General features: G+C 34.2%; 10 protein-coding genes. All 10 read left to right on the top strand.

The genetic code is table 11. From position 1 onward, the window contains the following. Positions 1–45: 45 nt before the first annotated feature. The 10 genes from ABJF52_RS04535 to ABJF52_RS04490 all read left to right on the top strand — a co-directional run bounded on the left by ABJF52_RS04535 (position 46) and on the right by ABJF52_RS04490 (position 24,442). Positions 46–2,475 carry an FtsX-like permease family protein gene (locus ABJF52_RS04535; protein WP_348146917.1) on the top strand — a complete coding sequence of 810 codons (2,430 nt, stop codon included), beginning with the start codon at positions 46–48 and terminating at the stop codon, positions 2,473–2,475. A 39-nt stretch (positions 2,476–2,514) separates the two neighbouring features. Beyond that, positions 2,515–4,947, top strand: a complete 2,433-nt coding sequence (locus ABJF52_RS04530; RefSeq protein ID WP_348146914.1) for an FtsX-like permease family protein — start codon at positions 2,515–2,517, stop codon at positions 4,945–4,947. Positions 4,948–5,071: 124 nt separating this feature from the next. Then, entirely contained in the window at positions 5,072–7,489 is a 2,418-nt protein-coding gene (locus tag ABJF52_RS04525; protein ID WP_348146911.1) for an ABC transporter permease, read from the top strand. Between the two features lie 208 nt (positions 7,490–7,697). Beyond that, entirely contained in the window at positions 7,698–10,094 is a 2,397-nt protein-coding gene (locus ABJF52_RS04520; protein WP_348146908.1) for an ABC transporter permease, read from the top strand. Positions 10,095–10,101: 7 nt separating this feature from the next. Then, a complete protein-coding gene (locus ABJF52_RS04515) occupies positions 10,102–12,489 on the top strand; it encodes an ABC transporter permease (protein ID WP_348146906.1) in 2,388 nt (795 codons plus the stop codon). Between the two features lie 55 nt (positions 12,490–12,544). After that, a complete protein-coding gene (locus ABJF52_RS04510; RefSeq protein ID WP_348146903.1) occupies positions 12,545–15,028 on the top strand; it encodes an ABC transporter permease in 2,484 nt (827 codons plus the stop codon). Positions 15,029–15,250: 222 nt separating this feature from the next. Next, entirely contained in the window at positions 15,251–17,677 is a 2,427-nt protein-coding gene (locus ABJF52_RS04505) for an ABC transporter permease (protein WP_348146900.1), read from the top strand. 30 nt (positions 17,678–17,707) lie between these two features. Then, positions 17,708–20,077 (top strand): FtsX-like permease family protein, encoded by a 2,370-nt coding sequence (locus ABJF52_RS04500; RefSeq protein ID WP_348146897.1) that lies wholly within the window; start codon positions 17,708–17,710, stop codon positions 20,075–20,077. A gap of 86 nt (positions 20,078–20,163) precedes the next feature. Then, complete coding sequence (locus ABJF52_RS04495) at positions 20,164–20,826, top strand: ABC transporter ATP-binding protein (protein ID WP_348146894.1); 663 nt, start codon at positions 20,164–20,166, stop codon at positions 20,824–20,826. A gap of 505 nt (positions 20,827–21,331) precedes the next feature. After that, a complete protein-coding gene (locus tag ABJF52_RS04490; RefSeq protein ID WP_348146891.1) occupies positions 21,332–24,442 on the top strand; it encodes a TonB-dependent receptor in 3,111 nt (1,036 codons plus the stop codon). Positions 24,443–24,454: the final 12 nt, after the last annotated feature.

The raw sequence follows: 24,454 nt of genomic DNA, 5'->3' as shown, positions 1-24,454 counted from the left end.
TAATCACGGACAAGTAGTGTTTTCATCAATCAAAAAACGAGAATTATGTTAAAGAATAACATCAAAATAGCTTGGAGAAACTTATCAAAGAATAAGCAGCAAACCATTATTAATCTGTTGGGATTAACATTAGGTACGGTTAGTTGCCTTACTATTCTACTTTATGTTTTTGCACAGTTTGGTTATGATGTTCATTTTACTGATCCAGAATCTATTTATAGAGTAGAAACTATAATTGAACGCGATGGTCAAGAAAGTTTCAATTCTGCAACCACTTCTCCCCCTATTGTCTTTGCAATGAAAGAAGATTTTGCCGAAGTTGATGAAGTTACCAGAATAGTACTTACCGATGTTTTCTATAGCAATTTAATTCGAGCATCTGAAAGTAAAGATGCCTTTTATGAGCCTAGAAGTTACATGGCAGATTCTACATTTTTTAAAATGTTTGATTATAAGTTTTTAAAAGGCAATAGTAAAACTGCACTTAACGGACCGAATGCTTTAGTACTTTCATCGCAATTGGCAAATAAAATGTTTGGCAATAATGATGTATTGGACAAAACGGTGGTTTGGGGTACAGGTGAAGATGCACAAATACTGACTGTAAAAGGAGTTTTTGATGAGAAGTCTGACAAAACACACCTTAACCCAAATTACATTGTTAGTATGAGTACGCCAGGTATGGGAACGTTTGTACAAACATTTGACGACTTTGCTACCAATAATTTTGTGTACAGTTACGTAAAGCTTTCTACTAATAGTAGCGCGGCCAATTTGCAAAGTAAGCTACCTGAATTTATTCAAAAAAGAGGAAGTAAAAACCTTAGCGACGCCGGTATGGACAATAAGATACTAATACTTAAAAAAGCTACGGATATACATTTATATTCAGACGGGCGCAAAAATCAAATTGATAGTGTTTCAAATATTAAATACCTATACTTTTTATTAACCCTTGCTTTTTTTATTCAACTTGTTGCTTGTATTAATTTCATAAACCTAAGTACCGCAAGAGCTAGTAAGCGCGCAAAAGAAATTGGGGTTCGAAAAGTAGTTGGTGCTGGTAAAAATGCCCTAATGAGACAGTTCTTAGGGGAATCACTTTTATTATCATTATTTGCAATGCTAATAAGCATTCCTATTGCTATCTTTTTGCTACCATTTGTAAATAACCTTACTCAAGAATCTTTGAGCTATGTGGATTTATTAAATTGGAAAATTGGATTCATTTTATGTGGTTTAGGAATTTTCACAGGTCTTGTTGCTGGGATTTATCCTGCCATAATTTTATCCTCAATAAAACCAGTAAAAGCACTTAAAGGTTCTAATTTATTAAACTCCGGAAATGGTAACTTCAGAAAGGCGTTAGTGGTTTTTCAGTTTGTGGTATCAATAGGTTTAGTAGCAACAGTTATTGTAATTACGCAACAATTCCAATATACCCAGAGTAAAAATCTAGGCTTTCAAAAAAATAATTTATTAGCCTTACGCATTGGCACCAATGAAGCCTCAAGTAAATTTGAATCTATTAAATCTGCTTTTTTAAATGTCCCTGGTGTACTTAATGTATCTAGCGGAAATTATGCTCCATCAGAAGTTGTACTAGCGGATAACGGTTTATACTTACCAGGTGGCAGTAGAGAGAAAAATACAATAGTAAAACGCAATGGTGTTAGCGATGGTTATTTTAAAACTATGGGTATTCCCTTTTTAGAAGGAAGAGATTTCCGTGAAGGAGATACTACCAACCAAATTATTGTGAACGAAGCCACTATTAATGCTTTTAACATTAAAAGAGAAGAAGCGATAAATTCAAAACTTGTACAAAGTTTTGGAGATGAAACTTTTGAAATGGAAATTATTGGCCTCGTATCCGATTTTCATTATGCTTCTTTAAAAGATGCAATAGAACCTTTGTTTCTGCATAAAGAAAATGAACCCAACTGGCTATTTATAAAAACTGAAAGTGAAAATTATGACCAGCTGCTATCTAGTTTAGAAAATAAATGGAATACCGTTGTGAATAACGTTCCATTTGATTACAGGTTCGTTGACAAAGAGGTTGAAAAATTGTATGATGAAGAAAAAAGATTGGGTCAAATATCTGTGGTTTTTACATTACTCGCAATTTTAATAAGTTGCCTCGGACTCTTTGGTCTTATTTCTTATGTAGCTGAACAAAAGAAAAAGGAAATTGGTATACGAAAAGTATTAGGTGCTAGTATAAATTCTGTTGTTCAATTACTCACTAAAGATTTTATAAAACTGGTATGCATTGCATTTTTAATTGCAACTCCAATTGCCTATTTCTTTATAGAACGATGGCTTGAAGATTTTACCTATCGTATCGATATTCAATGGTGGGTGTTTGCAATTGCCGGTAGTTTTGCTATCGTAATTACGTTACTAACAGTTGGGTTTCAATCATTAAAATCAGCCCTAGTAAATCCTGTAAAGAGTCTACGAACAGAGTAAAATAAAAACAGCAATCAAATCAAACAAAAAAAAAGAATCATGTTTAAAAACTATATAAAAATAGCTTGGCGGAGTTTAAAAAAACAGCCCTTCTTTACCTTCTTAAATACCTTTGGACTTGCAGTTGGGATGGCAGGAGGTTTGCTTATTTCGTTATACATCTATGATGAATTTAGTTTCGATAAAATGTTTGCAGATGCAGATAGAATTTATCGTGTAAACACTGATATAAAATTTGGTGGTGAAGAAACAGCATCTGCTGAAGTATCAGCCCCCATGGCAGAAGCAATTCTAAACGACATTTCTCAGGTTGAAATGACCACACGAATTCGAAATCGTGGTGGTGCTTTAATTCGAAAAAGTAATACAGTCGCCAATACTAAAGAACCTAGAATTGCATTTGCCGATGCCAGTATGTTTGAAATGTTTGGCATAGAACTGCTTTTTGGTGACCCTAAAACCGCACTAGAAAATCCCAATACATTAGTGATGACGCGTTCAGCGGCAGAAAAACATTTTGGAATAAATAATGCGCTTAATCAAACACTTTTGCTAAATAATGAAGACACCTATACAGTAACAGGAATTATCGAAGACCTGCCGAAAAATTCATTTTTAAGAGAGCATACCGTTTTTATGGCTATGGCTGGGCATGAAGATGCTCAAGAAGGTGAATGGGGAAGCCATAATTACTACACGTATATAAAATTATTACCTACTGCTTCCATAGAAGATGTAACTCCTATTATTCAAGATATGGTAGGTAAGTATTTAATTCCGTGGGTGCAGAATATTTATCCGGGTATGACCGAAGAAGCATTTAAAGCTTCTGGTAATTATCTTATTTATAGTACAATTCCATTCTTAGATATACATCTACATTCTAATAGAGATATTGAACTAAGTGCTAACAGTAGTATGGAAAATGTATACATTCTCTCTTTTATTGGTATTTTCTTGATTGTATTAGCCAGTGTTAATTTCATGAATTTATCCACAGCACACTCCCTAAAAAGAGCAAAGGAAGTTGGAGTCCGAAAAACATTAGGCTCTAACAAAGGCGATTTAATAAAACAGTTTCTTACCGAATCCGGACTCATTTCATTTATATCGCTGCTTTTAGCCATAGTAATTGCATTGATTGCTTTGCCGTTTTTTAATGAACTCTCTGGCCGATCAATCAATCTACCTTTTAGTAATCCCTATTTCTGGATTCTATTAGTTTTAGCTACACTTTTTCTTGGACTACTTTCTGGTAGTTACCCGGCTTTTTTCATGTCAAAATTTATGCCGGTCAAAGTTTTAAAAGGTTCTGGCACCACAAGTATTGGCGGAGGAAAAGTTAGAAACTCGTTAGTTATATTTCAATTTGCTATTTCAGTCTTTCTAATTGTAAGCACCTTAGTCGTATTCCAGCAATTGCAATTTATTCAAAGTAAAGATGTTGGATTTACAAAAAATCAAATTTTAGTAGTAGACGATGTGTATACTTTAGATAATAAAAGGCATGCATTTAAAGAGGAAGTTGAAAAGCTTTCACAAGTTAAAAGTTCGACCTTAAGTAGCTACCTTCCTACTCCTTCTTCACGAAATAATACAACCTTTTTTAAAGATGGCTCACCCAACCAAGAAGATGCTTTAAACATGCAAACATGGGCCGTTGATCACGATTATATGTCAACGCTAGATATTGAAATAATTGCAGGAAGAGATTTTGATTCTACAATTTCCACCGATTCAACGGCTATTTTATTAAATGAATCAGCCATTAAAATTTTAGGGTTAACACCTGAAGAAGCATTAGGCATTCGACTTTCGCGCGATGCTGGTGTTGAAGACCCATTTTTTTACAAGGTAATTGGTGTTGTTAAGAACTTTCATTTTGAATCACTTCGCGAAAATATTGGGGCATTAAGTCTTTATATAGGTGACTTTTCTGGTATGCTTTCCATTAAAATAAATGAAGCAAATGTAGCAAGTGCGATTAGTGGTATTGAAACTTCATGGAATAAAATAGCACCAGGACAACCATTTAATTATTTCTTTTTGGATGAGTCTTTTAATAACACCTATGAATCCGAACGAAGGCTCGGCAGTATATTCATGGTATTCACAATTCTATCAATTTTTATTGCTTGCTTAGGCCTATTTGGTTTGGCTGCTTTTAATGCCGAAAAGCGTACTAAAGAAATTGGGGTACGCAAAGTTTTAGGAGCAAGCGTTGGTCAAATTTCGTATCGCCTTACTATGGACTTTCTGAAATTGGTTGCTGTCGGAATTTTTATTTCACTTCCTATAGGCTGGTATGCTATGAACAAATGGCTTGAAGATTTTTCATACCGAATACATATTGGATGGGAAATTTTTGCAGCAGCAGCACTATTAGCAATTATAGTTGCTATTATAACTGTGAGTTTTCAAAGTATTAAAGCTGCAATTGCCAATCCTGTTAAAAGCCTACGGTCGGAATAATTAGCAATTAGCAATTAGCAATTAGCAATTAGCAATTAGCAATTAGCAATTAGCAATTAGCAAAAAATTACAAAATGAAAAACGAATAACTGACAACGAGCAACGGACAACTAAAATAAGAAGCATGTTTAAAAACTATTTTAAAATCGCTTGGCGAAACATCAAAAAAGATAGACTTTTCACTATCATAAAAGTTGGAGGTTTTTCATTAGGTATAGCTGCATGTCTTCTAATTACTTTGTTTATACAAAATGAAGTTAGCTACGATGAACATTACGAAAAAAAACACCAACTCTATCGGGTAATTATGCAAGGTGAGATGAATGGTGAAACCTTAAAAAGCACACATTTTCAATTGCCTTTTGCTGCTACTTTAGAATCCGATTTTCCAGAAATCATTAGGGCAGGTAAAATAAATACCATTGAAATTTTTGGTGCTGGTAAAAGAGGTATTCGCTTGGAAAATGAAGTGCAGAATAATTTTGAAGATGGGTTTATTTTAGCAGACCAAGAAGCATTCGATATTCTAGAAATAGAATTGATTGAAGGTACTACAGAAACTGCCCTAACTGCTCCAAAAAGTGTTGTCATATCAAAAACCAAGGCTGATAAATATTTTCAAAATAAAAAAGCAATTGGGCAAACTATAATTTTAGATAATGACACAGCTAACCCCTATGTAGTTACCGGTGTTATGAAAGATGTACCAACAAATTCTCATTTACAGTTCGACTTTATATTACCTATTGAGGATAAAAACGCGAGTTGGACCAATACCAATTATTTCACTTATGTGTTGCTCGACCCCAATGCTAATGTGCTGCAATTAGAAAATAAAATGGTATCAATTCTAGAAGACTATATCATTCCTGCGCAACTAGAGCGGGGACGCGCACCCGATTTTATTGAAATTCTCAAAACAATTGAATACAAGTTACAGCCAATAAATGATATTCATTTGCATTCCGATTTAAAAATGCAAGATGGACTAAAACATGGAGATATCAGATTTGTATGGTTATTCGCTTCTATTGCTGGGTTTGTACTATTACTAGCGGTAATTAATTTTATTAATCTATCTACCGCAAAATCTGCAAACAGAGCAAAAGAAGTAGGGTTAAGAAAAACTATTGGTGCTTATAAAAGTAATCTGGTGTATCAATTTCTTACTGAATCCATACTTTTCAGCATCATTTCATTTTTATTAGGTACACTTTTGGCTTGGTCATTACTCCCCTCTTTTAACACTATTGCTGCAAAAGTAATTACCATGCCATGGACAGAGCTTTGGTTTATACCTACACTGTTAATTTCATCATTAGTTGTTGGTGCTTTAGCAGGATTATATCCTGCATTTTACTTGTCTGCATTTAAACCAGTAAATGTTTTAAAAGGAAGTTTAAGTCTTGGAGGAAAAAGTGGAAAACTACGTAGTGGCTTAGTTATTTTTCAATTTACGACTTCGGTCATACTAATTATCGGAACGCTAATTATTTATCAGCAAATGGACTTTATTCTTAAAAAAGAATTAGGTTACGATAAAGAACAGGTAGTTATTTTGGAAGGAACAAAAATCTTAGGAAATAAATCAAACGCCTTTAAAGAACAGTTGCTTCAATTGCCACACGTGAAAAATGTTACGACAACAAATTATTTACCCGTTGATGGTGGTAGTAGAAATGGTAATACATTTAGAATGGCAAATGAAGGAAATGAAAGCAGAGGTGTTTCTGCACAAATTTGGAAAGTTGATTATGACTATATTAAAACCTTAGGTATTACACTTAAAGACGGACGAGACTTTTCTAAAGAATATGCTACCGATGCCGCTACCTCAATTATTATTAATGCTAAAATGGCTGAAGAACTTGGTCTTACTGAGCCCATTGGTAAAGAAATTAGTAACAATGGTCAAAATTTTACAATTACAGGTGTTATAAATAACTTTCATTTTAAGTCTTTAAAAGAAGATATTTCATCTTTATCGCTAGTTGTTGGGAATGATATTGGTTCGATGTCTCTGAAACTAGAAAAAGGAAATGTTAATGAGGCTTTATCAGCCATTGCCGCTATTTGGGATAAAAATATTCCAAATCAGTCTTTGAATCATAGCTTCTTAGATCAAGAGTTTACACAAATGCATGATGATGTGCAACGGATGGGGCAGCTCTTTAACAGCTTTGCGCTCTTTGCCATTTTTGTAGCTTGCTTAGGTCTTTTTGCGCTTTCAGCATTTATGGTTGAACAGCGAAAAAAAGAAATAAGTATTCGCTTGGTTTTGGGTGCTCCTTTTAAAAGTATCTATCAGCTGCTTACACTAGACTTTATGAAGCTCATTCTTGTTTCTATTGTAATCGCAATTCCTATTGGGTGGTATTTAATGACTCGATGGTTGGAAGACTTTGCTTATCATATTACTATAGGTTGGCACATATTCTTATTAGCAGGTTCTATTGCCTTAATTATTGCCTTAATCACCATAAGTTACCAGTCTGTTGGAGCGGCTTTAATACAACCTCTAAAAAGTCTTAGAAAAGAATAATAAACCTTTTATTAACTTTAACTATCTGACAATTATATTACTGTAACAGTATGCAAAGAAAATAGTCTTTGTAAATATATTGTACATGTGCTGTCAAAATATTTTACACTATAAAAAACACTCTACTCAATAACTCACTATCAAACAGCTATTTAACACCTTGGCATGAAATTAGTCATTATCATCATCAATCAGAAAACGAACAATCATGTTTAAAAACTATTTAAAAATTGCCTGGCGAAATCTCTGGAAAAACAAAGGTTATTCCGTTATAAACATTGGAGGACTTGCTTTGGGAATGGCTGTAACCTTAATAATTGGTCTTTGGATTGAAGATGAATTAACACACAATAGTTACTTCAGCAATCATAATCAAATTGCTCAGGTTTTTCAATCGCAAACTTTTAACGGAGAAGTTAATACGAACCCGGCGATACCAAGACCATTAGAAATGGTTCTCCGAGAAGGTTATCAAGATAATTTCAAACATTTGGTAATGTCTTCTTGGAACATTTCTAGGTATTTGGGGTATAAAGAAAAAAGCATTTCTAAAGTTGGTAATTATATGCAACGCCCAGCACCAGAAATGCTGGATCTTAAAATTATAAAAGGTGAAAAAGATGGTTTACGAGATATCAATTCCGTAATGCTTTCACAATCTGTTGCAAATGCTCTCTTTGGAAATGAAGATCCAATTGGCAAATCAGTAGAAGTAAATAATCAATATGATGTTGCCGTAACTGCAGTTTATGAAGATATTCCTGCCAATAATTCTTTTCACGATTTAGAATTTATAATGCCTTGGGATAAATTATTGGCTACCCAAGAATGGATGAAAAATGCTGTTGACCAATGGGGAAATAATTCGTTTCAGATGTTAGTCCAAATCGAAGACAATACTACCATGGAAGGCATTACACAAACAATTTTAAATGTAAAAAAAGAGGCTGATGCAGATAATGCAGAATTCAACCCTCAAATTTTTCTATTACCAATGAATGATTGGTATTTACGCAACAACTTTGAAAACGGCAAGCAGACTGGTGGTCGAATAAAATATGTATGGCTTTTCGGAATTATTGGCGCTTTTGTTTTGCTGTTGGCCTGCATAAATTTTATGAACTTGAGTACTGCGCGTTCCGAAAAACGTTCTAAAGAAGTTGGTATTCGTAAATCCATTGGGTCACAAAGAAATCAATTAATCTACCAGTTTTTAATTGAATCTTTTTTAGTGGTATTCTTTGCTTTTTTTATTGCCGTTATCATCGTTTTAATTTCCATGGATGGCTTCAATGATTTATCTAAGAAAGTAATAAGTTTTCCATGGGATAATAGTCTTTTTTGGTTGATTTCATTTGTATTTATTCTTTTAACCGCATTAGCTGCTGGTAGCTACCCTGCACTTTATCTATCCTCGTTTAAACCTGTTGATGTTTTAAAGGGAACTTTTAAAGCTGGAAAATATGCAGGCTTGCCACGTAAAATTTTAGTGGTTGTTCAATTCACGGTTTCAGTAGCTTTTATCATCGGTACGGTAATTGTAATGCAGCAAATTAATCATGCTAAGAATAGACCTGTTGGTTATGATAAAGAAGGTTTAGTCCAGATACCTACCTTAAGTAACGATTTTGCTGGAAAGTATGATTTAATGCGTGATGAATTTTTAAAGTCAAATGCTATCATAGAAATGTCTGCCTCCAGCAGTCCAACCACACAAATTTGGTCGAACAGAAGTGGCTTTATTTGGGATGGAAAACCAGAAGGATTTCAAGAAGATCTTGCGTGGACAGAAGTCACGCATGAATATGCGAAATCATTGAATATGACAATTGTACAAGGAAGAGATTTCTCCAGAGAATTTGCATCAGATTCGAATGCCGTATTACTCAATGAAACTGCAGTAAAATACATGGGTATAAAAAATCCGGTTGGTAAATTTTTAAGAGATGATGACGAAGAAGATCCAAATCCACCTTTAAAAATAATTGGCGTTGTGCAGGATATGATAACGCAGTCGCCTTACCAACCTGTAAAACAAGGCGTATACGTTTATGCAAAAAACGGATCTAGTTATTACAACCTTCGTTTAAACCCCAAGCAAAGCGCAACCCAAAATATTTCAACTATTGAAAACGTATTTAAACAACATTTTCCAGACTTACCATTTGAGTACGATTTTATTGATGATGAGTATGGGGACAAGTTTGCAGCCGAAGAACGAATAGGAACTTTATCGGGTGTTTTTACAGCCTTAGCTATTCTTATTAGCTGTTTAGGATTATTCGGTTTAACCTCTTTTGTAGCAGAACAACGTACTAAAGAAATTGGTGTTCGAAAAGTATTAGGCGCCTCGGTTTTTAATGTTTGGAATATGCTATCAAAAGACTTTTTAAAACTGGTAATTATATCTTGTTTTATAGCAATACCAATTTCATATTATGTAATGAATGGTTGGTTACAAGACTACCCTTATCACGTATTACTCGAATGGTGGATTTTTGCCTTAGCAGTAATTGGAGCAATGGCCATAACAATACTTACTGTAAGTTTCCAAGCAATTAAAGCAGCAAATGCGAATCCGGTAAATAGTTTGAGAACAGAATAACAATACTATGCTCTTAAAATACGCTTTAAGAAACATCAAAAAAAGACCCGTTTTAAACGGTATAAAAATAGTTGGGCTATCGCTGGGCTTATGTGGTATTTTATTTATCTCGCTATTTATAAAAAATGAATTGAGTTATGATAAACATTTTTCAAAAGCAGAAAATAGTTATCGCTTAACGGCTACTAGTCTAGCATTTTTAGAGAACAATCATTTTGCACGTTTTTTTGCTGCACAAGATTTACCAGTACTTACAGCGTCAATTCCTGAGATTGAAAATTTTGTACGTTTGGCACCCATTCGAGGAGAATTGATAAAACATGAAGAGCTATTTTATAACATACATCAAGGCTTTTGGGTTGATGCTACTTTTTTTAAACTTTTTGATATACCGTTGCTACAAGGGAATGCAAAAACTGTTTTTCAAAATGCAAATTCTGTTGTTGTTTCCAAATCGCTAGCAAATAATATTTTCGGCAATACCGATCCCATTGGGAAAATAATCTCATTGCCCCAAGGGCATTTTAACAGCACCAAAGAAGATTTTCAGATAACAGGTGTAATGCAAGATTCTAAACAGGAAAGTCACCTTCATCCTGATATTCTATTTATGTCAGGAAAAGATAGAATTAAAGGTTGGGCGTACCAGTACTTACTTCTAAAAGAAAATGCCAATCCTGAATTAGTTGAAAGTAAATTATCTCTTGCCCTGACCGATACATTTACAGCTAAAAATGCAACAAGTAAATCTGAGGTGAAAGCGTACTTGATGAATATAGAAGATATTCATTTGCAGTCTGACTTGTTTCGTGAAATAGAACCAAATAGTACTATGACCAATATTTGGGTTTTAGTAATTGCTGCACTCATACTTTTATTAATAGCATTAAGCAATTTTGCAAGTTTAAATTTAGGAATGGCAGGGTATCTATCTACATTTTTAGCGCTAAACCAAATTCTGGGTTCATCCAAACGTTTTATTAGTTCTTATTTTTTAATAGAAAGCACCTTAATTGTATTGTTTTCTATAACTGTAACATTATTGTTAATGTATCCTGTAAATACGTTGATTTATGAAATTTATCAACTTAACCTTTTTGAAAATAATGAGTTTTTTATTGTTGTGACTATTGTAACCGTAGCCGTATTAATGATTGTTGCGGGTTTGCAACCAGTACTTAAAAACCGTTTTGAGAAAGCATCACTCCAAAAAAGATTACAAAAAGAAAGTAAAACCCAAGTGCAAAAGGCCTTACTAATTACCCAATTTAGTCTCGTTATTGTTTTACTTGTTATGGTTGTTGTTATTTCTGAACAGACGAATTTTGCCATGGATGAAGCTATGGGGGCAAAAGAAAATATTGTTTGCTTGCCATTGGTGCATTCCGAAATTCAAAAAGATTTTAGCCTTTTTAAATCAGAGCTCTTAAAAGAAAGTAGCATCTCATCTGTCTCCGCTATGATGGATACACCTGGGAGTGAAACCCATGACATGTTTTCATATGTACTTCAAGATGCACCTGAAACTGAACCTGGCACCAATGCTATTGGAGTCTTTGCTGCAGACTACTCTTTTGCAGAAGTATTTGGACTTTCCTTTCTAGGAGGTAATAATTTTACGCACTCGAATATTGATGAACCGGGTAATGGAGAATACCTTATCAATGAAAGTGCTTTACATCAATTGGGTTTTCAGAATCCGCAAGCAATTATTAACAAGCAATTTTCTTTGCTCTCTCCTGTGCCAGGCGTAGCGCTTCCTGAAGGTAAAATCATTGGAGTAGTAAAAGATTTTCATTTGTCAGGATTACAAAATAAAGTAGAACCGCTTGTGCTTTTTAAAAGAGAAAATAGTTGGTTGAACAGTATTGTCATTTCTTATAGCGCTACCTCTAAAAGCGAAGCGCTTTTAAGTTTGAATACTATTTGGAGTGATCTATTTCCGGAGTACCCGATAGATTATGTTGAAGTGAATTCAATTTATAAAAATGTCTATAAAACAGAGCTCCTTCAGAAAAGATTAATTTTATTATTTGCCTTTATATCCATTTTTGTTTGTACCATGGGTGTATTAGGCCTAGCCCTTATGATTACTCAGAGTAGGTATAAAGAGATAGGAATCCGTAAAGTTAATGGGGCTAGTAGAACCGAAATTTTAACATTGCTTAATCGCGACTTTATTAAATGGTTAGTAGTATCATTTATTGTAGCTGTACCACTTGCATATTTTGCCGTTAATGAATGGTTAGAAGGTTTTGCTTATAAGATTACTATAAGCCCTTGGATGTTTCTTTTTTCTGGTGGATTAGTCATTTTAATAACACTATTAACCGTAAGCTGGCAAAGTTATAGGGCAGCTATACAAAACCCCGTTAAAAGTTTAAGAAGAGAATAGAGAAGCAAAAATGCAAATGTATTTTAATAGATAAGAACAACAAAAACCAAAAGATATGTTCAGAAACCACTTAAAAATCGCCTTACGTTTCTTTTTAAAGAACAAGCTTTTTACGGCAATTAATGTATTTGGACTTTCAATAGGTATAACAGCTTTTATTTTGTTGATTCAATACATTGCCTTTGAAAAAAGTTATGATGATTTTATTACTGATGTAGATGATTTATACCGAGTAACCTTAACTACAAATTTAGGAGATAATGGTTTTATAACCTCCGCTACAAACCATCCTACAGTGGGTGCTGCCATGGTTGCAGATTTTCCAGAGGTCGATAGTTATGCGCGCCTAATGGATAAACCTATTCCGTTAGGTGGAACTGTGAATTTTTCATATACCAACCCATTAGGCGAAGAAATAAAAACTTCAGCAGAAGATGATTATATCTATTTTGCTAATAATGAAATTATCGACCTTTTTGATATTTCATTAATACAAGGTGATGCTTTAACTGCACTTAATGAACCTAATTCAATAATTCTGACCAAGAAAATAGCTCAGCGTTTTTTCGGTAATGAAGATCCAATTGGTAAGCTTTTAGAAATTAACGACAATTATGCACTACAAGTTTCGGGTGTTTTTGAAGAAAGACCCGAAAACACTCATTTACCAATGGGAATGATTATTTCTTTCAATATTTTCGGCCAAGAAGGTGATTTTGCAAATAGTTGGGTATGGCCTGAATTTTACAATTATGTAAAATTAAAACCGGGCATGGATCCGAATACGGTTAATGCGAAATTCCCATCCTTCGTAAAAAAATATTTGGGTGATATAATGAATGAACATGGTTTTGAAGCTAGAATGGCATTACAACCCGTAAAAGACATTCATTTAAAATCAAATTTATCAAAAGAAATATCACCAAACGGAAGTAACGGCACCTTATACTTTTTATTACTTGTTGCGGGATTTATCATCGCCATAGCAATGATAAATTTCATTAATTTATCGACGGCGAAATCAATGGAGCGTGCTAAAGAAGTAGGACTTAAAAAAGTGGTTGGTGCCGATAGATCAACTCTTATAAATCAGTTTCTATATGAGTCGTTGATAATTAATTTCTTCGCAATAATTGTATCATTTGTTTTAATAAACGTTTTAATCTCTTCTTTTAATTCTTTAATCGGAATTGAAGTTTTAAATTTTGGAATGTGGGCTAAATGGCAAGTCTGGTTGGCCTTGTTTGGAATTTTTCTTATCGGTGGAATTTTAGCTGGCCTCTACCCCGCTTTTGTTTTATCAGGTTTTGAACCTATTGAAGTCTTAAGAGGAAAATTTCACAAAACCACAAAAGGAAATGCTTTACAAAAAGGGTTGGTAATTGCGCAATTTGCTATATCAATTGCACTTATCTCAGGCACGTACATTGTGTACAATCAATTTTCTTTTATGCAAAATCAAGACCTCGGATTCAATTCCAGTCAAAACTTAGTACTTGCTGCGCCAACATATAAAGATTCTACAACTCAATATAAAATCGAAACTTTTAAACGCGAGCTAATTCAAAATCCTAAAGTTAACAATGCTACATTATCTGATGAAGTTCCTGGCAGTGCCATTATTCAGGGGAATACTATACGACAAGCGCATGAACAAATAGAACAAGGTGTAAATGCCAATTTTGTTACCATAGATCAAGATTTCATTAAAACTTATGCTATTAATCTTTTGGCGGGTAGAGATTTTGTTAAAGAAGATGCGACAACAATGTATTCTCGTACAGGTCCCATAGCCAATGGACACCGCGTACTTATCAATCGTTCCGCAGCTAAATCATTAGGTTTTGCGAATCCTGAACATGCAATAGACCAAAAGATGATTTATAAATTTGGGCCAATAGATCGTACAGCCGAAATAATAGGTGTAGTTGAAGACCATCATCAACAATCTTTACAAAAAGCATACGACCCCATTGTTTTTATGAATTTTAAAGGCTTCGGTGCATCGTATATTACAGTAAATCTTGCTGGTGATAACATTCGAGAAACTTCAAATCAAATTGAAAGTACGTTCAAAGAATTTTTCCCAGATGATATTTACAATTCATTTTTTATCGACGATTATTTTAATCGACAATACCAAGCGGATTCCAAATTCGGTGCAATCTGTTTAATATTCTCAATTCTTGCAATATTTATTGCTGCTTTAGGTCTATTCGGTCTAGGGTCACATATGGCAATGCAAAAAACAAAGGAGATAAGTGTGCGAAAAGTTATGGGTGCATCGGTGATACAAGCACTTTCAATAATCCCTCAAAAATTACTCAGCTTAGTACTTATATCTGGCCTTATTGCACTCCCCATTATTTACTTAATTACCATTAATTGGCTAGACAACTATGCTTTTAAGATTGATCTAAATATTTGGATGTTTCTTGTGCCCTTACTCATTGTTTTATTTGTTGCGGCAATTTCAATTATTTCACAATCTTTAAAATCAGCATTAATAAATCCTGCTGAAGCATTACGAAATGAATGATTTAAGACTTAGAAATAATTAAAAATTATGTAAAATTATTGTACACTATCTGTCAATATTTTTTACATCCCTAAGTGTTTACTCTACAAGAAATTAGACTAACACAATGATTTTCATATTCTTACATTCTTGGCATGAATATCGTTTCAAATAAATTGAAATGCTTACTTACTAAAATTTATCAGGCACATTTTAGTGTCAGAACTCTATTAAAAATACAATATGTATAGCCTATTCTTAAAAATTGCGACTCGGTATTTACTCAAGAATAAGCTGTATTCGTTTATCAATATTTTTGGACTCGCGATTGGTGTCGCTTCGTTCATATTAATAATGCTGTATGTAAACTACGAAAATAGCTACGACAAATTCGAAGGTTCTGAAAATGTACATCGTGTTTATATGGATTATTTGGAGGGTGACACTTTTATTGCCGGAGATGCACAAACTTATAACCTTTCTGGTCCTACACTAAAAAGAGAATTTCCTGAGATACTGGAGTATGTTCGCCTTTTTTATCTTGAAAAGGCAACCTTCGTATTGGGAGACAAGATTTTCGAACAGCCCACAGGTTCTATGGCTGATGCTTCTTATTTCGAAATCTTTAATTATCCCTTACTAGATGGTAATAAAAAAACTGCATTAGTAGGTCCAGATAAAATTGTCCTCTCAGAAAGTCTAGCTAAAAAGTTATTTGGGAATGAAAACCCGATGCAAAAAACACTATCCGTTTTTTGGGATGGTCAAGAAGCTGTGTTGACCGTTACCGGCGTAATGGAAGATATTCCTCAGAATACGCATTTTAGAAACAACTATCTTATTTCTTATGAAACCGAGAAGACATGGGGTGTTTTTGGAGAAAACCAAATAGCCCTCAACTTCAATATGAACAATTACTACACCTATATTAAGGTCGATAAGAATACTGATATAGAACTTTTGAGAGAAAAAGTAGTAAACAACAATGCTGATGGGGATGAGGAAGAAAGGCATAATATTGAGGCATTAGAAGATATACATTTGTATTCCGATAAGCCTTACGAAGTAACGGCAAACGGAAGTGTAACCCGAATAAAATTTTTATCGGCTATCGCTTTCATTATTTTAATTCTTTCATGGCTAAACTATATTAACTTATCGACCACAAAATCTTTAGAAAGAGCAAAAGAAACTGGAATTAGGAAAGTCGTTGGGGCACATCGTTCACAACTGATAGTTCAATCATTAATAGAATCAATTTTACTCAATGGTATTGCCATAATTATTGCTATCATCTTCACTTTGATACTCCTGCCAATTTACAATACTATTACTGAGAAAGCACTTGTACTAAGCCTTGTAAATTTATCGGAAATTGCACCTATTTTAGGCTTTATTCTTTTAGGAATGCTGCTCGCTGGGCTTTATCCAGCATTACTATTAAGTGGGTATTCCCCATCCAAAGCGCTTAAAGGTGAAGTAAAGACTTCTACAAATGGTGTTGCAATTAGAAAAGGCTTGATTATCACTCAATTTTTAGCAACCATAATTCTGCTTATCGGCACTTTCATAGTTACCAAGCAGATTAATTTCTTAAAAGACCAACCTATTGGGGCTGATTTAAATCAAATTATCGCTTTAAAAGGCGAGGTAGTAACTGATAAATCTGATTCGCTTTTAATCAACGATTTCAAAGTGTTATCGTCAGAGTTAAAAGAATTGCCTTTCGTAGAAAAAATGTCGATAGCACAAACGTATCCTGGTGATAGTTTTGATAACCTTTCTTCTACTAGAGGAATTGTTCTTCCGAATGGAATTACAAACGAAAATAAAATATTTTACACCTACCATGTACAACCTGATTATTTTGATTTGGTGGATATTTCTTTTGTAGCCGGACAAACTTTTTTACCATCAACTAATGGCAGTAGTCGCCAAGTTGTGGTCAATGAAACTTTTATTAAGGAAATGAATTTAGCATCAGCTGAGGAAATAACCGGTAAAACATTAGAATTTTGGGGTAATAACGAATGGACAATCACAGGAGTCATAAAAGACTATCACCATTTTGGGTTAAAAGATAAAGTGCTACCTATTTTAATACGACATCAAAAACAAGTAAATAACCTTTTAGTAAAACTGGATGCCTCCGCCGTTTCAGAAACAGGTTTTACAAGTGCAATTAATCAGATTCAAGTAAAGTGGAATGGTATTTTTCCTAAAAGCACCTTTAATTATACCTTCCTTGATAAGAAATTTGAACAACAGTATAAAGAGGACAAAACTTTTGGTAAAGCTTTTCAAATATTTACAATTCTTGCAATACTCATTGCAGCAATGGGGCTCTTCGGATTAACTTCTTATACATGTATCCAACGAAAAAAAGAAATTGGAATTCGAAAAGTAAATGGAGCTACCATTGGTCAAATTTTATCCCTTCTAAATAAAGATTTTATTAAATGGGTAGGTATAGCGTTTATTATGGCCGTACCAATATCTTGGTTTGCAATGGGCAAATGGCTTGAAGGGTTTGCTTATAAAACTACAATAAGTTGGTGGATATTTGTATTAGCAGGCATAATTGCATTAACAATTGCAATGATTACAGTTAGTTGGCAAAGTTTAAATGCCGCAATAGCCAATCCCGTTGATGCCCTTAAAGATGAGTAATATGAAAATAAAATATTAAGAAATAGTGTTATGCTGAAAAACCATATTAAAATTGCATTTAGAAACCTGCTAAACCGAAAGAGTTATGCAATAATAAATATTGTGGGACTTTCACTTGGTCTTTGGTGTACTTTATTAATTGGTTTGTGGATTGTAGATGAATTTAACAAAGATTCTTTCCATACAAATGGAGATAGAATTAGCCTTGTAATGAGCACTTTTGTTTCCGATGACGGTATTGGTGACACCTGGGGTGGCACTGGCTACCCTGTCGGAGAAGCACTAGCAGAAAATTTTCCTGATATAGAAAATGTCGTTCGAACTTCAGGTCCACGTGAAGCTGTATCAACTGTTGACGAAAACACAATTAGCACAAAAGTACTTGCTGCTGATGCTTATTTTTTTGAATTATTCTCTTTTCCACTACTTGAAGGAAACCCAGAAGATTGTTTAAAAAATAGTAAGAATGTAGTGCTATCAGAAGAAAAGGCAAAGCTCTTTTTTCCAAACGAAAGTGCAATTGGTAAAACGGTTAATCTGATGTTAGATGAAACTATGGAACCATATATGGTATCAGGTATATTTAAGAAGCTACCCGAACAATCTACTTTACAATATGATGCCGTTGTACCACTTGCTAATTTCTTACCCATGAACAACAAAAGCTGGGGCAATACATGGGTAAATACCTATATTTTAAGTCGAGAAAATTCGAATATAAAAGGGCTAAGTCAGAAGTTAAAAAACATACCTAAAGAAGTTGGTGGAGATGCAAACCGAATTTTATCTTTACAAGCATTAAAAGACCGCTATTTATATTCCAAATTTGAAAATGGCGTTGTAGTCGGTGGCCGAATAGATAATGTAATCTTGTTTGGAATCATTGCAATTTTCACATTGCTTATCGCCTGTTTCAACTTTATAAACTTGACCACCGCTTGGGCAATAAAACGTTCTAAAGAAGTGGGTATCAAAAAAGTTTTAGGTGCCGGTAGACTTTCATTGCTCAGCCAATTTTTTGTAGAGTCCATAGTTTTAGTTTTTGTTGCTGTGCTCATTTCTGTTGCGCTTGCTTATTTATCAATGCCATTATTTAATTCGATAACTGAAAAATCACTCGCCATCGGTTTTTTCAATCTACAGTTTTATGCCATCGTAATTGGCATTGCTACAGCAACTGTACTTTTATCTGGAATTTATCCAGCCTACTCCATGGCCAACCTTAACGGTAAAACTGCCCTTCATCAAAAAATTAAAGGGAATACTAATGAAACAGTATTACGAAAAGGCTTGGTAATTTTTCAGTTCTTTTTATGCATGGCGATGATTACGGGAACAATTGTAGTTTATTTTCAGTTGGACTACATACAGAACAAAAATTTAGGATTAGATAAGGAGAACATTATATATATGTCCTTGGATGGTAAAACCATACAACAGTTAAAAGCCGTAAAGTCTGAACTTGAAAATTTTTCGGGAATTGAAAGTGTAAGTCTTGCTGGGAGTAATTTCATCGATATGGGCGGAAGCACGCAAGATCCCACTTGGGAAGGTCGCGCAGCTAATGATGGAGTAAAATCTTTTTCGATTATTAATTTTGATTTTGGACTTTTAGAAATGCTAAAACTTGATGTTGTAGCAGGAAGGAGTTTCTCGAAACAATTCGCAAATGACACCTTAAATTATATCGTTAACGAATCGGCAGCAAAATTAATGGGAGTTAAAAATCCCATTGGAAAATTCATGAGTTTTTGGGGTGATGAAGGAGGAAAAATTGTGGGTGTTGTAAAAGATTTTCATTTCAACTCATTACATAATCCTATTTCCCCTATGATAATACGTTGTAGACCTTCAGAAACATGGCTACTCTATGCTAAAACCATTCCCGGTAATACACAAAGCACTATTGCAAAAATGCAGGAAGTGCATGAACAATTTAGCGAACTACCATTCTCCTATCATTTTTTGGATGAGGCTATAGAAAATGGATATCAAGAAGAACAAAAGATACAATTACTATCTTCCATTTTTGCTTTTTTAGCCATAGTTATTTCTTGCCTAGGTCTTTTCGGACTTGCCTTGTTTACGGCTAATCAACGTATTAAAGAAATTGCAGTTCGTAAAATATTAGGAGCGAATGTTCCTAGTTTATTTAAATTACTATCAAAAGACTTTATAAAGTTAGTCGGGCTTGCATTACTAATTGCAATTCCGGTTTCATGGTTTGTAATGAATAATTGGATTCAGACTTTTGCTTTTCATATTACTATTAAATGGTGGATGTTCGGAATAGCAAGTTTACTTTTAATGGGTATAGCATTAATCACGGTTAGTTTTCAAACTTTTAAAGTGGCACATAAAAATCCATCTAAAAGTTTACGAATGAATGATGGTATTTAGGATTTAGGAAAAATTATAAACCAAGAACAAACAACTGTCAACTGTCAACTGTCAACTGTCAACAAAAAATTAATAAATAAAAAACTATGCTTTTACAATTAAATAACATTTTTAAATGGGTACAACAAGGTGGTCAACGTGTATTTCTTTTAAAGGATATAAATCTACAAGTTGAAGAAGGTGAATTTATTTCAATAATGGGCCCTTCAGGCTCTGGAAAATCAACTTTGCTTAATGTAATAGGTATGTTAGATGGATTTGATGAAGGTGAATATAATTTTTTAGATGAACCGGTTCACAAATTAAAAGAAAAGCACCGTGCAAATTTATACAAGCAATATATAGGGTTTGTTTTTCAAGCCTATCACTTAATAGATGAATTAACCGTGTATGAAAATTTAGAAATGCCCCTACTCTATAAAAAGCATTCTGGATCGGAGCGCAAGGCGATGGTTGCCGATATGCTTGACCGTTTTAATATCGTAGGCAAAAAAGATTTATTTCCGAGTCAGTTAAGTGGTGGACAACAACAGTTGGTTGGTGTAGCGCGAGCATTAATCTCAAAACCAAAACTAATATTGGCAGATGAGCCAACTGGAAATTTAAATTCCCAACAAGGGGTAGAAATAATGGAACTCTTTAAAGAATTAAATGATGAGGGCGTTACCATAATTCAAGTTACCCACTCTGAGAAAAACGCGCAATATGGTGAACGAATTATCAATCTTTTAGATGGTAGAAAAATTTAATAAGGACAATTTTAATGGCTTTAACTATTAAACATTAATTAAGAAAATTTCTACCTTTTAGTATGTCTTAAATAAAAATTAGAAATATTTAGCTTTTATTAATATTTTAAATAATGCGATTGAAATTATAAATCAGTAATTTTTTCCTTCACTTTTTTATCACTTTCTGTTATTTTTTTGCTTTTTTTCACATTAACATTTTTTTATGACTATACGATTTGCTATATTCGGTAACGTTAACGACGCTTTCGTGTACGTTAACGAGTGATTAAATTTTCATTTTTTTAGATAAAAAACATCGATTTAACTGAAAATGAGATCATAACATTATTTAAAAATATTTATTAACCCTCAAACAACTAAAATGAAAAGCGCAGAAAAAGATCCTTAATGAAAAAATAAATTAGGTCAGAAGTATCTATTTATTTTAAAGAAGTTGCTTTCGTTGTCAACTGATGAAATCAACTAACATTTTTTAAAACAACTCACTTAACAATTATTAAATATGAAAAAATTATTTCTGAAAAAGCAATTGCTTATGGCAAGATGTTTTTCACTTTTATTCATATGCTGTATAATAGGTATTAACTCAGCCAATGCAGATGTAGGAATAACAAAAAGTAGTTCTTTAATGGAAGAATTACAATCGACAATTACAGGTATTGTAACGGATGAAAATAACGCTCCATTACCTGGTGCAAGTGTTGTAGTAAAGGGTACAACTACCGGTGCAGTAACCGATTTTGACGGAAACTATTCGATTAGTGCAGATGCTGATGCAGTCTTACTAATTAGTTATGTTGGTTATCAAACTGCCCAAGTTTCAGTTAATGGAAAGTCAGTAGTAAATGTAGGCTTAGAAGTTGATGCAAGTCAACTGGACGAAGTTGTAGTTGTTGGTTATGGAACTCAGCGTAAAGGAGAAGTAACTGCCGCAATTTCAACAGTAGGTGCTGAAACAATTGAAAAAATTGCTACCCCTAGTAGTGTTGATGCTGTCAAAGGGCAAATAGCAGGTGTTGATATTCAGTCCGATGGTGGTCGTCCAGGTCAAAACTCAACGATAAGAATTCGTGGTAGACGATCAATTACTGCCACAAATGACCCTTTATATGTAATTGATGGTATTCCACAGATTAGTGGTAATGAAACAATTGCTGACATAAACCCGCAAGATATTGAATCAATGAATATCCTTAAAGATGCGGCAGCCACTGCAATTTATGGATCAAGAGGTGCAAACGGTGTAGTATTGATTACTACCAAAAGAGGACGTGTTGGCGGAGATACAAAAGTAAGATATAGTAGCCGATATGGCGTGACATCTGTTACCAGAACGGTTGACATGATGAATGGCGTAGAATATGCTAACATGAAAAGAGAAGCAAATAGATCGGCTTGGAACGGCACTATACCTGCCGATGATGTAGTTTTTGAAGACCCAGTTGAACTCGAATCAATAGCTCTAGGGCGCTCTGTGGACTACCTAGATCTTGTTCTCGATGCTGGTTGGCAAACAGACCACCAAGTAAGTGTAAGTGGTGGTTCTGAAAAAACTAATTTCAATACTTCATTAGGTTATTTTAATGAACAGGGTATTATCAGTAGTCAAGATTTTGAAAGAGTGACTGCTAGAATCAATCTTGACCATAAAATAAGCGAGACTTTTAAAGTGGGTATGTCTTTTACCACATCGCACAGTGTACAAAACTGGGGTTCGAATGCGGTAATGAGTGAGGCTCTTGCCGCAGTGCCATTAGGCCAACCTTATGATGAAAATGGTGAATTAAAACTACAACCTACCAATGATGGTATTCGCACCAACCCTTTAAGTGAATTGGTAGAAAATGCATACATTGATGAACGCAAGGTAACGCGGATATTTGCACCTTTTTATTTAAATATTAATATTGCGGATGGCTTAAAATGGACAACTAACTTTGGCCCAGATATTCGTTATTATAGACGTGGTTTATTTAGAGGTAGCGAAACCAACACTCACCGTAATGGACCACCTGATGCACAAGTATACAATGACCAGAGCTTTGGATATACATTAGAGAATATCCTTAATTTCAATAAGAGCCTATTCAATGACAGACATAACTTAGGGGTTACTTTACTTCAAAGTATTCAGGGATCAAGAGAGGAGAAATTTCGTGCCGATGTACAGAACCTTCCATATGAAGAACAACTGTTTTACAACTTAGAAACGGCAGAAACCAACTCCTTAACACGTTCTTCTTTAGAAGAATGGAAATTAGCATCCTTTATGGGTAGAGTAAACTACGATATCGATGGTAAATACCTATTACAGGCTTCACTTCGTGCAGATGGTTCTTCTCGTTTAGCACCTGGATCCAAATGGACATATTTCCCAGGAGCTTCAATTGGATGGAGAATGTCTCAAGAAGATTTCTTAGTAGAAAGCTCTGTAGTAAATGACCTTAAATTAAGAGCTTCTTATGGTGAAGTAGGTAATACTGCGATTGATCCTTACTCTGTACAAGGTACACTTGGTAATTCTGTTTACGGATGGGGCGATAGTAGTGCTCTAGGCTTTAGCTTAAGTGACATCCCAAACCCAGCCCTAGGTTGGGAGATTTCTAAGACTATAAACTTTGGTGTCGATTATGCACTTTTTAACAATCGTATTAATGGTTCATTGGACTATTATAAAACTAAGACTGAAGATTTATTGTTAAATCGTGGTGTTCCGTATACCTCTGGTTATGAAGATGCTTTGATAAATGTTGGTGAAACCGAAACTACAGGATTTGAACTTGCATTAAACACCAGTATATTGCAAAACCCAGAAGGTTTTAACTGGGATATGAGCGTGAATTTCACCCTCCCTACTGAGCAAATCATTGATGTTGACCAAAGAGATGAAAATGGTAATATTGCCGATGACGTAGGAAACAATTGGTTTATCGGTCAACCGTTGGGAACCTTTTACGACTATAAGAAAATAGGAATTTGGCAGGCAGATGAGGCAGCCGAAGCCCTAGCGATGGAAGATAAAGTACCAGGTGAGATTAAATTAGCTGATGTAAATGGTGATGGTGTAATAACTCCAGATGATAGAGTTATTATTGGATCTGATATTGCCGATTATTTTGGTGGTATAACAAACAGCTTCTCTTATAAAGGAATTGATTTGAGTTTCTTCTTCTATTTTAAACAAGGGCAAACCATTCGTTCTCGTTTTCATGATAGTAATAATAGCCTCTTTGGTCGTTATAACAATCTTGATGTTGATTATTGGACAGTTGACAATCCTACGAATGCTTCTCCAAGACCGAATCAAAATCAGGAAAGCCCTAGAAACAGTTCAACTCTTTCTTATTTTGACGGAAGCTATTTAAAACTTAGAAACGTTACTCTTGGTTATGATTTTCCTTCTAAGTTATGCGAAAAACTAAAATTATCTAATCTTCGCCTTTATCTTGCTGGTCAGAACCTATGGTTTATTTCGGATTATGACACTTTTGACCCAGAAGTCTCTGAAGCAGACAATACTAATGGGGATGGTAATTTCGATGGAAATGGAGTTTCAAGTTCTACAGTACCTAGCAATAAAATGTTTTCTGTAGGATTAAATGTTACCTTTTAAAAAAATACAACT

Origin of the sequence: Aurantibacter sp., from assembly GCF_039941195.1 — a bacterium.
In the GTDB taxonomy this organism is placed as follows: domain Bacteria; phylum Bacteroidota; class Bacteroidia; order Flavobacteriales; family Flavobacteriaceae; genus Aurantibacter_A.
The sequence above is the reverse complement of the archived record's forward strand: the minus strand, read 5'-3'. Positions and strand labels throughout refer to the sequence as shown.

Excerpts from the sequence above, each read along its gene's own strand:
- ABJF52_RS04535 (WP_348146917.1), top strand. The coding sequence starts at position 46 with ATGTTAAAGAATAACATCAAAATAGCTTGGAGAAACTTATCAAAGAAT.
- ABJF52_RS04530 (WP_348146914.1), top strand. The coding sequence starts at position 2,515 with ATGTTTAAAAACTATATAAAAATAGCTTGGCGGAGTTTAAAAAAACAG.
- ABJF52_RS04525 (WP_348146911.1), top strand. The coding sequence starts at position 5,072 with ATGTTTAAAAACTATTTTAAAATCGCTTGGCGAAACATCAAAAAAGAT.
- ABJF52_RS04520 (WP_348146908.1), top strand. The coding sequence starts at position 7,698 with ATGTTTAAAAACTATTTAAAAATTGCCTGGCGAAATCTCTGGAAAAAC.
- ABJF52_RS04515 (WP_348146906.1), top strand. The coding sequence starts at position 10,102 with ATGCTCTTAAAATACGCTTTAAGAAACATCAAAAAAAGACCCGTTTTA.
- ABJF52_RS04510 (WP_348146903.1), top strand. The coding sequence starts at position 12,545 with ATGTTCAGAAACCACTTAAAAATCGCCTTACGTTTCTTTTTAAAGAAC.
- ABJF52_RS04505 (WP_348146900.1), top strand. The coding sequence starts at position 15,251 with ATGTATAGCCTATTCTTAAAAATTGCGACTCGGTATTTACTCAAGAAT.
- ABJF52_RS04500 (WP_348146897.1), top strand. The coding sequence starts at position 17,708 with ATGCTGAAAAACCATATTAAAATTGCATTTAGAAACCTGCTAAACCGA.
- ABJF52_RS04495 (WP_348146894.1), top strand. The coding sequence starts at position 20,164 with ATGCTTTTACAATTAAATAACATTTTTAAATGGGTACAACAAGGTGGT.
- ABJF52_RS04490 (WP_348146891.1), top strand. The coding sequence starts at position 21,332 with ATGAAAAAATTATTTCTGAAAAAGCAATTGCTTATGGCAAGATGTTTT.